Below are 13,819 nucleotides of genomic sequence, written 5' to 3' on the forward strand. Positions count from 1 at the left end.
GGCACGGTGACCAGTCGAGCGTGGCCGGGTCATTGAGCCGATCCTCGGTCGTACCCCGCTGCCGGCAAGCCGCGGACGTGATCCCGCGTGCCGCCCATGGCCCGTCTCTCCCTGACCTGCGGCAACACCCTGCCGCAAATCCATCCATGTCCACTCTCAGGACTTGGTTGCAACCTCTGCCTCGAAAGGCTTCTCATGTACCGCCATTCACGTCTTCGGCGTGCCCGCACGCCCCTCACCCTCCTGGCCACCGCAGCCATCGCCTCGGCCCTCGTGGCCACGTCGGTGGGGTCGGCGAGCGCCAGCAAGGGCACCACCACTTCAACGGTTGCCAAGCCGACCGTCGTACTCGTCCACGGCGCGTTCGCGGACTCCTCGAGCTGGAACGGCGTCATCAAGCAGCTCAAGGAAGACGGCTATCCGGTGCTGGCCGCGGCCAACCCGTTGCGAAGTGTGAGCGGCGACGCCACCGCCGTAAAGAACCTGCTGGCCACCATCGATGGGCCGGTCATATTGGTCGGGCACTCCTACGGCGGAGCGGTGATCAGCAACGCAGTCCGTGGCGCCGACAACGTCAAGGCACTCGTGTACGCCGATGCCTTCCTGCCCGACACGGGCGAGAGCGTCAACGAGCTGGCGAGCAAGTTCGAGGGCAGCGTGATCGGCGACGTTCTACGGCCCGTCCCGATCACCAAGCCCGACGGCGCCAAGGACTTCGACTTCTACATCGACCAGTCCAAGTTCCACCAGGCCTTCGGCGCCGATGTCTCCGCGAACACCGCCCGCATGATGGCGGTCACTCAGCGCCCCGGCACTGGCACCGCCCTCAACGAGCCTTCCGGTGAGCCCGCTTGGAAGACCATCCCCTCCTGGGCGCTGGTCGGCTCGAACGACCGCATCATCCCGCGGGAGCTCCAGGTCTTCATGGCCGAGCGCGCCAGCGCCCATATCGAGGAGATCCGGTCCTCCCATGCGGTGACCGTCTCCCACCCGGACGCCGTCACCCGAATCATCGAGAAGGCGGCGCGAACTGTCCGCTGATCCGGTCCGAAGCACTCTCGGTCAGACAGGACGAGAGCCGGAATCCGGTCGACGGCCGTCGCCCACCGCCTCGGCAACTCGAGGCGGTGGGCGACCTCTCACACCCCGCTCGGCGATGAGGCTGCGCCTCATCTCGCCCTTCAAGTCGCATTTCCCCGGAGCACCCGCTCTCACAGATCCAAGACTCGGGCCGGCAACTGCGCACCGCTCAGACGTCAGCGTTCAACGCGATGGTCTCTTCGCGGTCGCTTCAGTCCCGGGGCAGGAGGGTGCCGAGGGGGCCGAGGTCGAGGTTCAGGTCCTCCGGGCGCAAGCCGTGCTGCTCGCAGAGTTCCGTCATGCGCTCGTCGAGCAGCATGAGGGTCGTTCCGATCTCGTCGATCTGCTGCTCGCTGAGGTCACCCTGCTCCACCCGCCGGATCGCCTGGCGCTCCATCAGCTGGCGGAGGAGTTCCACCACGGTCAGGACGAGCGCTACGAGGTCGCGGCCCACCTGATCCGGGTCCAGGTCGAGGCGCCTGCCGTCGGGCAGAGGGGTCTCCCGTCCGCCGCCGTAAGCTACAGGGGTCCCCCGTCCACCGCCCTCGGTCACAGGTGTGCCCCCTCCGCCGCCCTCGGTCACAGCGGTCCCCCGTCCGCCCAGGGTGCCGGAACACGCTCGTTCACCGACGACAGCAAGGCATGCAGCGACAGCCGGACCAGTGGTACCTCCGCGATCGCGATGACCAGGTCTCCGCTGATCACCACGCCGGTCGCCAGGACCCGGTCCAGTAGATCCACGAGTGGCACTCCCACGGGGCCGCTGAGCGGCTCGGGGTTGTCCCAGGGCACCACCGCCCCCGTCATCGCCGGCACCTCGCCATCGCCTACACCTCGCCGACGAATGAGTAGGGGACCCACGGCCCGGACAGCTCGATCCGCGTCCCGGTCCGCTCCTGCAGCGTGCGGGTCAGTTGTACGAGCTCGTCGGCTCGATGGTCTGCCACGAGGTATGTGGCGTTGAGGACTTGGACATCCCGTTCCCCGGTTTGCTGGGCGCCGTGCGGCCGGAGCCTGCGGAACGCTGTCGCCAGGCGGCTCACTTCGGCGTCCACGGCCTCGGCCGTGCGCAGGGCGTCGTCGTGGCGGCGCTCCCGTCGCTGGTGCATCCCCCGCTTGCGCTCCAGGTAGGCGAGGCCGGCCCCGGGGGTGGGGCGTGTCCGGCCGGGCTGGGTCACCGGCGAGGGCTCGACGGGGTCCGGGGCGACCCGCGGCTCTGCCGGCGCGTACACCTTCACCCCCCACTCGGCGTGGCGCTCGGTACGCCTCAGTGCGGAATGGAACCGGTCCGCCTGCTCGGCCAGAGCCTGCCGCGCCCGCTCGTCGCCGTGATACAGCGTGGCGAGCGGCAGCGGGACGGTGGGCGAGCCGGCGGCCGCCGCGGACACCACCTCGTGATGGGCGCGCGCGTAGCGTTCCAGCTCACGCTGGTCGGACAGACGCGACTGCCAGGCCTCATCGGTGAAGTCCGCCGCCGGGACGGACTGGACGACCGCCGTCAGCGTCCCGAGTGGCAGCGCTCGCACGGGCTCCACGGCATCGACGCCGGGCAGATCACGGACGACTGCCGGGTCGACATCACGGCAGACCGCGAAGACATAGGTGGCCTGAGTCCCCGGAACCGCAGGGCCATGCTCCGTCATGTGCCTGTGCTCTCCTTCATTTCCCTTGTGTGGCCGCGCTGCCCGCGCCGGGCGCGTCAACCGCCTGGGGCGCCTCGTCCTCCCCCGCCCCCTGTGCCTCCAGGCGACGCCGCAACTCGTTGTTCTCCTCCCGCAGGGCGTCGCGAGCCGCACGCGAACTGAGCGCCGGATCGGTTTCCCACCAGTCGATCCCGGCCTTCTTCGCGGTGTCCACGGATGCCACGAACAGCCGGAGTCGGATGGTGAGCAACTCGATGTCGAGGAGGTCGATCTTGATGTCTCCGGCGATGACGATGCCCTTGTCGAGGACGCGTTCGAGGATGTCGGCGAGGCTGGCGGTCGGGGGTCCTGCCACCGGCTGGGCCGCCCCTCGGAAGTCCAGTTCAGCCACGGCGCCGCCTGCTCGTTCCACGCCTCTTGGCAGGCGCTTCTTCGTCGTCTGATTCGCCGTCTTCTTCCTCGACTTCGTCCTCGTCCTGCTCCTCGTCCTGCTCCTCGTCGTCCTCGGCCTCGGGCTCGTCCTCGTACTCGCCGTCTTCTTCGTCCTCGTACTCGTACTCGCCGTCCTCCTCGTCCTCAGGCTCGTCCTCGTCCGGCGATTCCTGGTCCTCGGCCTCTTCCTTCTCCAGGGCCTCCTCGTGGGACACCACGACCTCCCCGTCCCGGATCTCGCCGCGCCACCCTTCGGCTTCCTCCTCGGTGAGCGTGACGAAGCGCACGAAGTGCTTGAAGTCCAGCCGCATGCGGCGCCCTTGGGCGCGCCACAGATTGCCCGTCTTCTCGAAGAAGCCGGAGGGGTAGTACTCCACGACCAGGACGATCCGCGTCAGGTTGGGCGTCAGTTCGTGGAAACTGACGACACCCCGTGTCGTGCCCTTGGCTCCTTCGGACGTCCACACGATCCGGTCGTCGGGCACCTGCTCCTGAACGGTCGCTTTGAAGGCACGCGAGGAAGGGCCGACCTTGACCTTCCAGTCGCTGCTCACCTCGTCGCCCTTCGAGACGTCGCGCACGCCCTTGGCGAAGCTGCTGAAGTTCTCGAACTGCGTCCAGTGGTCGTAGGCCCTGCGCAGCGGCACCCCCACGTCCTGGACTTCGAAGATGTGCGTGACCTTGTCACTGCCGGACTTGCGTTTCCCCTTGCCCCCGCCACCGAAGGCCTGCTTCACCTTGTCCACCGTGCCGTCCTTGACGCTGTTCGCCTTGTCCCCGATGAACGCCTTCAGTGGCGACGCGCCCTGGAGGACACGGGTACCGATCGCGGAGAGCGATCCACCGTTCTCGGCCACGTCGGTGAGCTTGCCGGTGATGTCCGTCAGCTTGCCGCCCGCCTTCTCGGTGATCCGCTCCAACTGGGCACCGAGGTAGTCGGACAGCTCCGCGCGGAGGCGGTCCACGCCCGACTCCGCCGCCTCGGGTTCATCCGTGTCCGTTTTGGCCATGGCGGGTCACCTCCGACGTCCGGCGCCCTGAGACGCTGCTCGTTTCGACGAGGTCGTCTTCTTTGCCGTGGTCTTCTTTCCCGGGTTCTTCTTCGCGGCTGTCTTTTTTGCCGCCGTCCGCTTGGCCGGGGCCTTCTTCTTGGCCGACGTGGTGGGTGCCTTTCGGGACCGGCTCGGCTGCCGAGCGCCACGCCTGCCGGCGCGCGCCCCGGCAGGCTCCTCCGGTTCTTCTTCCTCCTCGTGCTCCTCCTCCGGCCCGCCCTCGTCCTCGTACTCCTCCTCCGCCTCCCCAGCCTCGTCCTCGTCGCGCTCGCGGAGGCGGGCCGTACGGTCGCTGAGGGTGTCGGCGAGTGTCGCCATGCCGCGGTCGGCCGCGGCCGTGACGGCCTTGCGGCCTGCTTCGAGGACTTCGCCTCTCAGCTGTTCCTGCAACTCGGCGACCTGAGGGACCTCCCCCAGACGGCGCATTCCTTCCGCGACGAGCTGACGGGGTTCGAGACCGAACCGTCTGCCCGCCAAATAGGTGGCGACGGTCAGAGCGAGCCGGCCCTTCTTCGTCCGCCCCAGGACGTAACCCCCCATGAGCGCCGCCGCGAGGGTGAGCTTGGCCTGGTCATCCATGAGTGAGTCACCTTCGATCTCTCGGCGCAGGGCGGGCGGTGGCGGCATCGAGCCGGTCCAGCAGCCGTTCCTCTTCCCGTTCGAACTCCTCCAGGCTGATGAAGCCGTCTTCGAGTTCCTTGTTGAGCACGGCCAGTTGGGTGCGGAGGACGGCCGGGTCGTGCAGTTCACGCTCGGCGGCGTCCTGGAGCTTCTCCGCCACCCAGACGACACCCCGCACCGGGGCGATGGGCAGGGTGAGCAGTCCTGTGATGAGCCCCATGTCAGACTCCTGCCGTCCGAGCCGGCACGCCGGTGACGAAGCTGTAGCAGGGCAGAGGGCTCGCGAGACGCAGTTCCACGTGTTCACGGTGTCCGTCGGCGAACTGCTGGGCCGTGGCGCGGAAGCGCTCGTGCGCGCCCCGGTCGACGAGGAACGACACGTTGAGCACACAGCCCTCGACATCTGGTCCCGCGGCCACCTCGCGGGCCAGGGGCGCCAGTTCGCGAAAGATACGGCGCCCCGCCTCGGTGGCACGGGCGGCCAGGGCGAAGGCCACGGCCTCGCCCAGTCGCAGACTGGCCTCGTAGCCGGGGCGGCGGCGTGCCTCGTCCCGTAGCCGGCGGACCTTCCTGTCCTCGGTGACGACGGTCGCGAGCGCGTTCTGCGCCGGGAATGCCTTCAGATTGACCTCGACGCCGCCAGAGATACGTTCCAGGGCGGCGGTGTGGTCCCTGCCGGCGTCGGCCAGTTGCCGGCTCACCGTCTCCTCGTCCGGGGCGATCATGCCGAAGCGCATGGGCAGTACGGGTCCGTCGTCCGCGAGGCGCTGCAGAAGTTCCTGATGGGCCAGCAGATCGCGTCGTCGGGCGCGCAGCTTGTGCGGCGCGTCGCTGACGACGGCTGCGACCCGGCCCTCCCTGATCGTCCGCAGCGGAGCGGCCGGTCCGCCCACACCGCCCGCATCAGCGGGCAGCACCGCATCGGCCGGAACGATCGCATAGACGTACACACCACCGGTGGACACAGCTCATCCCTCCGAGCGTCGTCGGCTACCGCTGCCCGAGGAGGCACGCCGCTTGCTCGGACGTTCCTCCTCTTCTTCCTCGGACTCCTCGTGTCGACCACCGACAGCCTTGCGTACGGTGTCGCCCACCGTCTCCGCCGCCTTGCGCACCTTGCGTTTGCCGACCGACTTGGCGACGCCGCCGCCTACCAGCTCGGGAACGGTCGTGCTTCCGGAATCCCGTTCCAGGTCGAGCCGGTTGCAGGCCTCGGCGAAGCGCAGATAGGTGTCCACGCTGGCCACGACGATGCGCGCGTCTATCTTGAGGATCTCGATGCCGACCAGGGAGACCCGGACGAACACGTCGATCACCATGCCCCGGTCGAGGATGAGTTCCAGCACGTCGTACAACGTGCCGGCGCGCGGGGGGCACGCCACTACCTCGTCGGAGTAGGTGGTCGCAGGCATGGGACGTCCTTCCGGTCGTCGGGGGAAAACGGACTCACTCGTCGGCGGAGCCGCGCCGATAGCGGCGGACCCTGCGGTATTCCAAGAGTTCGCCGTTCTGGTCGACCTGCACCTCGTAGGAGGCGAGCAGACTCGTCGTGTCCGGGATCCTGGGGAGTTCCAGGACGTCCACGACGACGCACCATCCGTCGTCCTGCCGCGTGACGGCCGACACGCCCTCGGTGGGATGGTCGATCAGCCCCTCCAGGCTGCGGCAGGCGGCACGCGCGGCGTGTTCCGGACCGCGAGCGGATGCTGTGCGGCGGGTGGACGCGGTCGAGGTTTTCCTCGCGTGCGAGCGACGCTCTTCTGCCATGACGTCCACCCTGGTCACTGCCGGAAGGTCCCGCATCCCAGCGGCAGCCATCGGGGTGCTGCGGACGTCCGCCGTCCGGAGCCCTGCCGCCCTCCCGAACCGGCGCCGCGAACAGCTGGACGGGTGGAGCAGAGGGCCAGGACGGCGTTGCGTGGTGCGCGGTGTCGGTCGGAGATGGATCTTCGAGCGGGGCGTGGCCCGAGTCTGCGTGCCCGATGGCGGTAAACGACCCCCGTTCGGCGGCCGGCTCGGAATAGCCGTACTCGTGACGGGGTTGGAGCCGTGGTCACGAGCTCTCTGATCCGGAAGGCCTGTCATGAAGATCGGCATCATCGGCGCGGGCAACATCGGCGGTAACCTCACGCGTCGCCTCACCTCGCTCGGGCACGACGTCTCGGTTGCGAACTCGCGCGGTCCGCAGACCCTGACGGAGCTGGCCGAGGAGACCGGCGCCACCGCGGTCCGGGTGGAGGACGCGGCCCGCGGTGCCGAGATCGTCGTCGTCACCGTCCCCGTGAAGGCGGTCCCGAACCTGCCGTCCGGGCTGCTGGACGGGGCGGCCGAGGGTGTCGCGGTCGTCGACACCGGCAACTACTACCCGAATCAGCGGGACGGAAGGATCGACGCGATCGAGGACGAGGGGCTGACCGAGAGCCGCTGGACCGAGCGTCAGATCGGGCATCCCGTGATCAAGGCGTTCAATGGCACCTTCGCTCAGGACCTCCTCGATCGTGCCCGGCCGGAGGGCTCCGCCGATCGGATGGCTCTGCCTGTGGCGGGCGACGATCAGGCGGCGAAGCGCAAGGTGATGGCCCTCATCGGGGAGATGGGGTTCGACACCGTGGACGCGGGCGGGCTCGATGACTCCTGGCGTCAGCAGCCCGGCACACCGGTGTACGGGCTGCGAGCCGACTCCAAGGGGGTCACCGAGGCGCTGGCGGCTGCCGCGCCGGAGCGAGGGTCGGAGTTCCGCGGCTGACGGCCCCGACGCCCTCGCGGGTACCTGGCTGCTGCCCCGTCAGATCCCGGGCCCGCCAGAGGACTCCCGCACCACCAACTCCGTCGGCAGCATCAACTGCTGCCGCTCCGCGCCCGCTTCGGTGATGTCGGCGAGGATGCGGACCATCGTGCTCCCGAGTTCCTCCACCGGCTGACGCACCGTCGTAAGGGGCGGATTGGTCCAGCGGGCGTGCGGGGAGTCCTCGAATCCGACGACCGCCACATCGCCGGGAACCTGCCGCTTCTGGCGGCGCAGTTCCTCCAGCGCGCCGATCGCCATGAGGTCGGAGGCGGCGAACACGGCGTCCAGATCGGGGGCACGTTCAAGAAGCGAACGCATTGCCCGGCTCCCGCTCTCCCAGCTGAAGTCGCCGACCTCTACGAGGGTTTCCGGCGCGGACAGACCGTCCTCTTCATGTGCCGTTCGCCAGCCGTCGAGGCGGCTGCGGCCGACGTCCATGTCCAGCGGTCCGGCGATGGTGGCCACCTTCTTCCGTCCGCTGCGCAGCAGGTGGCGGACCGCCTCGGTCGCTCCCCCGGCGTTGTCGGCGTGCACATAGCTCAGGCGCTCGTCCGCGTCGCGGCGGCCGGCGAGCACGGTGGGCAGGCCCATCTCCTCGAGCATGGCGGGCAGCGGGTCGTCGGAGTGGACGGACACCAGGAGGACCCCGTCCACCCGGCGCTCCGCGACCGACTCGGTCAGCTGCTCCCGTTCTGCCTGGTCGCGGACGAGCATCAGCTGGAGCTGAGTGCGACGGTCGGCGAGGGCCTGGCTGACGCCCCGGATGAGTGCGGCGAAGAAGGGTTCGGAGCCGAGTCGGCTGGCCGATTCCGGGATGACCAGGGCCACCGCGTCGGTGCGGCTGGTCACGAGGCCGCGGGCGACCGAGTTGGGTACGTAGTTGAGCTCCTTGATCGCTGCCAGGACCCGGGTCCTGGCGTCGGCGCTGACCAGATGCGAGCCGTTCACGACACGGGACACCGTCGTCCGGCCCACACCGGCACGGGCGGCGACCGTCTTGATCGTCGGACGGCGGTTTCCAGCCATGCACTCCCCTCCCTGAAGCCGCGGCAGTGTCGACCGCGTGGTGACCAGCACTAATTCTGGCAGACGGCGAGGCCGGGCAGGCGGCCTGTCCGTCACGAAAGATGAACGCACGGACCCTGATTCGGCCGCTGATCGCGTTCAAGTCATTGACAGATCCGCTCGCTGCCATGAGTCTGCTTCCCGTCGGTGGGAACGTGCCCACCCAGGAGTGGGCACGTTCCCACTACTCACCGGAGCCGCTTGGTCACCGCTTTCGTGTCCGTCCGATACGACTGCGCCGGCCGTAGGGAGAAGATTCATGAGCAGTCTCGGTACGTCGCGCGGGAGAAGGCTGACGGCAGCAGCCGCGGCCGTCGGCGCGTTGGCACTCGTCGCCGGTTGCAGCAGTGGCGACGGATCGGTCACGGGCGGCGGCAAGAAGGACGGCAAGGTCGTCATCACCATGGGCATGTACGGGGTGATGGGCTTCAAGGAGTCGGGCCTGCTCGAGCAGTACGAGAAGGAGAACCCCGACGTCGACATCCAGGCCGAGATAGCCGGTGACGAGCAGACGTACTACACCGCGCTCCAGACCCATCTCGCCGCGGGCAACGGTCTGAAGGACATCCAGGGCATCGAGATCGGCCGTGCGAAGGAGGTGACGGAGACCCAGTCGGCCAAGTTCGCGGACTTCGCCGGCATCGCGGGCACCGACCACTTCCTGCCCTGGAAGCAGTCCCAGATCACCACCAAGGACGGCAAGGTCCTGGGCCTCGGGACCGACAGCGGCCCGATGGCCGTCTGTTACCGCAAGGACTACTTCGAGCAGGCCGGACTGCCTACCGACCGCGAGGCGGTGGGCAAGCTGTGGGCGGGCGACTGGAAGAAGTACGTCGAGGTCGGCCGCACCTTCGAGAAGGACTACAAGGGCGACAAGGTCGCCTACATGGACTCGGCCAGCGGTCTGTTCAACGCCATGGTCTACGGCTACCCGGAGCAGTACTACGACGCGGACGGCGGCCTCATCTACTCCAAGAACCCGGTCGTCAAGGAGGCGTGGAACCTCGCCGCCGACGCCGCGGACGCCGGGCTGAGCGCCAAGCTCCGTCAGTTCCAGCCGGGTTGGGACCCGGGACTGGCCAACGGTACGTTCGCCACCGCCGTCTGCCCGGCGTGGATGCTGAGCCACATCAGCGAGAAGGCCGGCCCGGAGAACGCGGGCAAGTGGGACGTCGCCAACGCTCCCAAGGGCGCCAACTGGGGCGGCTCCTTCCTCGGCGTCGTGGAGAAGAGCCCTGTCAAGGCGGAGGCGCAGAAGCTCGTCGCATGGCTGACCGCGCCGGAGCAGCAGGCCCACATCTTCGAGAAGCTGGGCAACTTCCCCTCCTCCCGCACCTCGCTGGAGCGTGACGACGTCAAGAACGTCACGTCCGAGTACTTCAGCGACGCGCCGATCGGCCAGATCTTCGGTACCGCCGCGCAGCAGATCCCGGACAAGCAGGTCCTGGGCCGCAAGGACGGCACGATCAAGGACACCTTCTCCCAGGGTCTGGCCCTGGTCGAGCAGGGCACCTCGCGTGACAAGGCGTGGAAGACCACCTCGGAACGCATCGAGAAGGCGGTCGGCTGACCCCTCGGCCTTCAGGCCGACCGGGGCGCGCCCGCCATCTGCCGGCGCGCCCCGGTCCCGGCTCGGACATCCGCTGTCAGGAAGGAAATCCGGTGGCCACCTCCACCACGAACGCCTTGGCCGGCGAGGAGCCTCCAGGCCCGTCCCCGAAGACGGGCAACGGACGCACTGGTCAGCGACGCAGTGCCCTGCTGCACCGGCTGGACCTCAAGGGCGCGCCGTACGCCTTCGTCGCGCCGTTCTTCGTCGTCTTCGCCGCGTTCAGCTTCTACCCCCTCGTCTATACGGCGTGGATCTCTCTGCACAGGGTGGAGCTCGCCACCCTGGACGTCATGGAGTGGGTGGCGTGGGACAACTACGTCGACCTCGTCAACGACTCGCGGTTCTGGAACGCGCTGCAGAACACGTTCACCATCGGCGTCATCTCCACGGTGCCGCAGCTGCTGATGGCGCTCGGCCTGGCGCATCTGCTCAACTACCGGATGCGCGCCTCGCTGTTCTTCCGCGTGGCGTCCCTGGTCCCCTATGCCACGTCCGTCGGCGCGGCCGCTCTCGTGTTCACCATGCTCTTCGAACGCGACTTCGGCATGATCAACTGGATGCTGGGCGTGGTCGGAATCGACCCGCTGGACTGGGAGGCCGACAAGTGGCCCGCCCAGGCCGCCATTTCGACCATCGTGATCTGGCGCTGGACCGGCTACAACGCGCTGCTGTACCTGGCCGCCATGCAGGCCATCCCCGCCGAGCGATACGAGGCCGCCTCCCTCGACGGTGCCTCGCGGTGGAAGCAGTTCACCCACGTCACCGTGCCCGGGATCCGCTCCACCATCGTGTTCACGATCGTGCTCTCCACGATCGGGGCCACTCAGCTCTTCGGTGAGCCGCTGATCTTCGGCCAGGGGCCGAACGGAGTCACCGGCGGCGCGGACAACCAGTACCAGACGCTCGGGCTGCTGCTGTACGAGGAGGGCTGGAAGAACTACCAGATGGGCCGCGCGGCGACTGTCGCCTGGGCGATGTTCTTGCTGCTCATCCTCGTCTTCGCGGTGCAGCGCCTGATCCGCCGGCTGCGCCCCCGCACGCCCTGACCTGGAGCCCCCATGACCGTCAACAGCCTCCCGGTCCGCACCGACATCCCGGTCCGGACGGAACCCGAAAGCCCCCGCCGCCGCGGTCGGCGGTTGCTGCGCCCGGGTGCCGGCCGCCAGCATCACGCGGGGCCGCTCGCCTACGTCCTGCTCGCCGTCATGGCGATTCTGTCGATCTTCCCGCTGTACTGGACGATGGTGGCGGCGTCCACGGACAACACCCGCGTCAGCCAGACGCCGCCGCCCTTCCTGCCCGGCCCCAATCTGTTCAGCAATCTCGCCCGCGCGTGGGACGAGGCGGCCATGGGCAAGGCCATGATCAACAGCACGATCGTGGCCGGGGTGATCGCGCTGTCCACGGTGATGTTCGCGACCCTCGCGGGCTTCGCCTTCGCCAAGCTGCGCTTCAAGGGGCGCAACATCCTGCTCATGCTGGTGATCGGCACCATGATGGTGCCGCCCCAACTCGGCGTCGTACCGCTGTTCATGATGATGTCCGAACTCGGGCTGGCGCAGCAGCTGCCCGCCGTCATCTTCCCCACGCTGGTGAGCGCGGTCGGGGTGTTCTTCATGCGGCAGTACCTCTCGGAGGCGCTGCCGGACGAACTCGTCGAGGCGGGGCGCGTCGACGGAGCGCACTCGCTGCGCATCTTCTGGAGCATCGTGCTCCCGGTGGCGCGGCCCGCGATGGCGGTCCTGTTCATGATCACGTTCGTGCATGCCTGGAACGACTTCTTCTGGCCGTTCGTGGTCCTCGACATGACCAATCCGACCGTCCCCGTCGCCCTGACCCAGCTCAGTGCCGGGTACGTCCGCGATCAGTCACTGATCATGGCCGGGGCGCTGCTCGGCACGCTTCCGCTGCTGGCGATGTTCATCGTCTTCGGTCGCCAGATCGTGAGCGGCATCATGGCCGGCGCCGTCAAGGGCTGACCTCGCACACCGGCCCGGGCTACGAACGCCGGGCCCGTACAACCGTGTTCGCCCCTTCGCCTGCTCGCGAACGGGCTCATTCTTGAAAGGACTTACGTGGTCACCGCTGCACAGCAGAGCGAGTCCGGCATGGACGGCGCCCGCACCTTCCCCGCGAACTTCCTCTGGGGCTCCGCGACCGCCTCGTACCAGATCGAGGGCGCCGCCGCCGAGGACGGCCGCACGCCGTCGATCTGGGACACGTACGCCAGGACGCCGGGCCGGGTCCGCAACGGCGACACCGGTGACATCGCCACCGACCATTACCACCGCTGGCGCGAGGACGTCGCCCTCATGGCCGACCTCGGTCTCGGCGCCTACCGCTTCTCCCTCGCCTGGCCCCGGATCCAGCCCACCGGGCGCGGCCCCGCCGTACAGAAGGGACTCGACTTCTACCGGCGCCTCGTCGACGAGCTCCTGGCGAAGGGCATCAAGCCCGTCGCCACGCTGTATCACTGGGATCTGCCGCAGGAGCTGGAGGACGGCGGGGGCTGGCCGGAGCGGGTCACGGCAGAGCGGTTCGCCGAGTACGCGGCCCTCGCCGCCGACGCCCTGGGCGACCGGGTGACGACCTGGACCACCCTCAACGAGCCCTGGTGCAGCGCGTTTCTGGGCTACGGCTCCGGCGTTCACGCTCCCGGCCGCACGGATCCGGTCGCGGCATTGCGCGCCGCCCACCACCTCAACCTGGCGCACGGCATGGCCGTGGAGGCGCTGCGCGACCGGCTCCCCACGGGTGGCCAGTGCTCGGTCACCCTGAACATCCACCACGTCCGGCCACTGACCGACGACCCTGCCGACGCCGACGCGGCCCGGCGGATCGACGCGCTCGCCAACCGGGTCTTCACCGGTCCGATGCTTCAGGGCGAGTACCCGGAGGACCTGCTCAAGGACACCGCCACCCTGACCGACTGGAGCTTCGTCCGCGACGGCGACCTGCGGCAGATCAACCAGCCGCTGGACTTCCTCGGCGTCAATTACTACACGCCCACCCTGGTCTCGGAGGCCGGCAGTACGGGCAGCCACACCTCGGACGGACACGGCAACAGCTCGCACAGCCCGTGGCCCGCAGCGGACAAGGTCGCCTTCCACCAGCCGCCCGGCGACACCACAGCCATGGGCTGGGCCGTCGACCCCACGGGACTGTACGACCTGCTCCGCCGGCTGGCGTCCGACTTCCCGCGGCTGCCGCTGGTCATCACGGAGAACGGCGCGGCCTTCGACGACTACGCCGGCCCTGACGGCCGGGTCAACGACCCCGGGCGCATCGGCTACCTGCGCGGTCACCTTGCCGCGGTCCACCAGGCCATCGCGGACGGCGCGGACGTACGCGGCTACTTCCTGTGGTCGCTGCTGGACAACTTCGAGTGGGCACACGGCTACAGCAAGCGCTTCGGGACGGTCTACGTGGACTACCCGACGGGCGCCCGCATCCCGAAGGCCAGCGCCCGCTGGTACTCGGAGGTGGCCCGCACCGGCGTTCTGCCCGGCGCCTGATCCATTGTCTG

At 68.8% G+C, this 13,819-nt stretch carries 17 protein-coding genes; 6 read left to right on the forward strand and 11 right to left on the reverse strand.

Annotated features, from left to right (window positions below; all coding sequences use genetic code 11):
• Positions 1-195 precede the first annotated feature (195 nt).
• The gene (locus PGH47_RS00685) at positions 196-1,041 is read left to right on the forward strand and encodes an alpha/beta fold hydrolase (RefSeq protein WP_271661693.1); all 846 of its coding nucleotides are present in this window, start codon (positions 196-198) and stop codon (positions 1,039-1,041) included.
• A gap of 250 nt (positions 1,042-1,291) precedes the next feature.
• Here PGH47_RS00685 and PGH47_RS00690 read toward each other — a convergent pair whose 3' ends face one another.
• From PGH47_RS00690 to PGH47_RS00735, 10 genes are all read right to left on the reverse strand, one after another.
• Positions 1,292-1,573 (reverse strand): gas vesicle protein K, encoded by a 282-nt coding sequence (locus PGH47_RS00690; RefSeq protein WP_271667939.1) that lies wholly within the window; start codon positions 1,571-1,573, stop codon positions 1,292-1,294.
• Between the two features lie 86 nt (positions 1,574-1,659).
• Positions 1,660-1,887, reverse strand: coding sequence for a gas vesicle protein (locus PGH47_RS00695; protein WP_030944144.1), 228 nt, complete (start codon positions 1,885-1,887; stop codon positions 1,660-1,662).
• Positions 1,888-1,907: 20 nt separating this feature from the next.
• The gene (locus tag PGH47_RS00700; RefSeq protein ID WP_271661694.1) at positions 1,908-2,723 is read right to left on the reverse strand and encodes a GvpL/GvpF family gas vesicle protein; all 816 of its coding nucleotides are present in this window, start codon (positions 2,721-2,723) and stop codon (positions 1,908-1,910) included.
• 16 nt (positions 2,724-2,739) lie between these two features.
• Positions 2,740-3,114, reverse strand: coding sequence for a gas vesicle protein (locus PGH47_RS00705; RefSeq protein ID WP_271661695.1), 375 nt, complete (start codon positions 3,112-3,114; stop codon positions 2,740-2,742).
• The gene (locus PGH47_RS00710) at positions 3,107-4,165 is read right to left on the reverse strand and encodes an SRPBCC family protein (protein ID WP_271661696.1); all 1,059 of its coding nucleotides are present in this window, start codon (positions 4,163-4,165) and stop codon (positions 3,107-3,109) included. The genes PGH47_RS00705 and PGH47_RS00710 overlap by 8 nt, the downstream gene beginning before the upstream one ends.
• Positions 4,166-4,171: 6 nt before the next feature.
• Positions 4,172-4,786, reverse strand: a complete 615-nt coding sequence (locus tag PGH47_RS00715) for a histone protein (RefSeq protein ID WP_271661697.1) — start codon at positions 4,784-4,786, stop codon at positions 4,172-4,174.
• A gap of 7 nt (positions 4,787-4,793) precedes the next feature.
• Entirely contained in the window at positions 4,794-5,048 is a 255-nt protein-coding gene (locus PGH47_RS00720) for a gas vesicle protein GvpG (RefSeq protein ID WP_125524069.1), read from the reverse strand.
• A gap of 1 nt (position 5,049) precedes the next feature.
• Positions 5,050-5,793, reverse strand: coding sequence for a GvpL/GvpF family gas vesicle protein (locus PGH47_RS00725; RefSeq protein ID WP_271661698.1), 744 nt, complete (start codon positions 5,791-5,793; stop codon positions 5,050-5,052).
• Positions 5,794-5,796: 3 nt separating this feature from the next.
• Positions 5,797-6,240 (reverse strand): gas vesicle structural protein GvpA, encoded by a 444-nt coding sequence (locus PGH47_RS00730; RefSeq protein WP_271661699.1) that lies wholly within the window; start codon positions 6,238-6,240, stop codon positions 5,797-5,799.
• 34 nt (positions 6,241-6,274) lie between these two features.
• Positions 6,275-6,595: a gas vesicle protein GvpO gene (locus tag PGH47_RS00735; protein ID WP_125524066.1), complete on the reverse strand. Its 321-nt coding sequence runs from the start codon at positions 6,593-6,595 to the stop codon at positions 6,275-6,277.
• A 316-nt stretch (positions 6,596-6,911) separates the two neighbouring features.
• Between PGH47_RS00735 and PGH47_RS00740 the strand changes: the two genes are divergently transcribed.
• Complete coding sequence (locus tag PGH47_RS00740) at positions 6,912-7,574, forward strand: NADPH-dependent F420 reductase (RefSeq protein WP_271661700.1); 663 nt, start codon at positions 6,912-6,914, stop codon at positions 7,572-7,574.
• Between the two features lie 39 nt (positions 7,575-7,613).
• On the opposite strand, the gene PGH47_RS00745 is transcribed toward PGH47_RS00740, so the two are convergent.
• Positions 7,614-8,642, reverse strand: a complete 1,029-nt coding sequence (locus PGH47_RS00745) for a LacI family DNA-binding transcriptional regulator (RefSeq protein WP_271661701.1) — start codon at positions 8,640-8,642, stop codon at positions 7,614-7,616.
• Positions 8,643-8,940: 298 nt separating this feature from the next.
• Between PGH47_RS00745 and PGH47_RS00750 the strand changes: the two genes are divergently transcribed.
• From PGH47_RS00750 to PGH47_RS00765, 4 genes are all read left to right on the forward strand, one after another.
• Positions 8,941-10,251: an ABC transporter substrate-binding protein gene (locus PGH47_RS00750; protein WP_271661702.1), complete on the forward strand. Its 1,311-nt coding sequence runs from the start codon at positions 8,941-8,943 to the stop codon at positions 10,249-10,251.
• 92 nt (positions 10,252-10,343) lie between these two features.
• Positions 10,344-11,339 (forward strand): carbohydrate ABC transporter permease, encoded by a 996-nt coding sequence (locus tag PGH47_RS00755; RefSeq protein WP_030944119.1) that lies wholly within the window; start codon positions 10,344-10,346, stop codon positions 11,337-11,339.
• Between the two features lie 12 nt (positions 11,340-11,351).
• Positions 11,352-12,272: a carbohydrate ABC transporter permease gene (locus PGH47_RS00760; RefSeq protein WP_030944117.1), complete on the forward strand. Its 921-nt coding sequence runs from the start codon at positions 11,352-11,354 to the stop codon at positions 12,270-12,272.
• A gap of 96 nt (positions 12,273-12,368) precedes the next feature.
• Positions 12,369-13,808: a GH1 family beta-glucosidase gene (locus PGH47_RS00765; RefSeq protein ID WP_271661703.1), complete on the forward strand. Its 1,440-nt coding sequence runs from the start codon at positions 12,369-12,371 to the stop codon at positions 13,806-13,808.
• The last annotated feature ends 11 nt before the right edge of the window (positions 13,809-13,819 follow it).

It is taken from the genome of Streptomyces sp. HUAS 31 (assembly GCF_028198125.1).
In the GTDB taxonomy this organism is placed as follows: Bacteria; Actinomycetota; Actinomycetes; order Streptomycetales; family Streptomycetaceae; genus Streptomyces; species Streptomyces chartreusis.

Excerpts from the sequence above, each read along its gene's own strand:
- PGH47_RS00760 (WP_030944117.1), top strand. The coding sequence starts at position 11,352 with ATGACCGTCAACAGCCTCCCGGTCCGCACCGACATCCCGGTCCGGACG.
- PGH47_RS00685 (WP_271661693.1), top strand. The coding sequence starts at position 196 with ATGTACCGCCATTCACGTCTTCGGCGTGCCCGCACGCCCCTCACCCTC.
- PGH47_RS00740 (WP_271661700.1), top strand. The coding sequence starts at position 6,912 with ATGAAGATCGGCATCATCGGCGCGGGCAACATCGGCGGTAACCTCACG.
- PGH47_RS00750 (WP_271661702.1), top strand. The coding sequence starts at position 8,941 with ATGAGCAGTCTCGGTACGTCGCGCGGGAGAAGGCTGACGGCAGCAGCC.
- PGH47_RS00735 (WP_125524066.1), bottom strand. The coding sequence starts at position 6,595 with ATGGCAGAAGAGCGTCGCTCGCACGCGAGGAAAACCTCGACCGCGTCC.
- PGH47_RS00745 (WP_271661701.1), bottom strand. The coding sequence starts at position 8,642 with ATGGCTGGAAACCGCCGTCCGACGATCAAGACGGTCGCCGCCCGTGCC.
- PGH47_RS00695 (WP_030944144.1), bottom strand. The coding sequence starts at position 1,887 with ATGACGGGGGCGGTGGTGCCCTGGGACAACCCCGAGCCGCTCAGCGGC.
- PGH47_RS00730 (WP_271661699.1), bottom strand. The coding sequence starts at position 6,240 with ATGCCTGCGACCACCTACTCCGACGAGGTAGTGGCGTGCCCCCCGCGC.
- PGH47_RS00720 (WP_125524069.1), bottom strand. The coding sequence starts at position 5,048 with ATGGGGCTCATCACAGGACTGCTCACCCTGCCCATCGCCCCGGTGCGG.
- PGH47_RS00700 (WP_271661694.1), bottom strand. The coding sequence starts at position 2,723 with ATGACGGAGCATGGCCCTGCGGTTCCGGGGACTCAGGCCACCTATGTC.
- PGH47_RS00715 (WP_271661697.1), bottom strand. The coding sequence starts at position 4,786 with ATGGATGACCAGGCCAAGCTCACCCTCGCGGCGGCGCTCATGGGGGGT.
- PGH47_RS00710 (WP_271661696.1), bottom strand. The coding sequence starts at position 4,165 with ATGGCCAAAACGGACACGGATGAACCCGAGGCGGCGGAGTCGGGCGTG.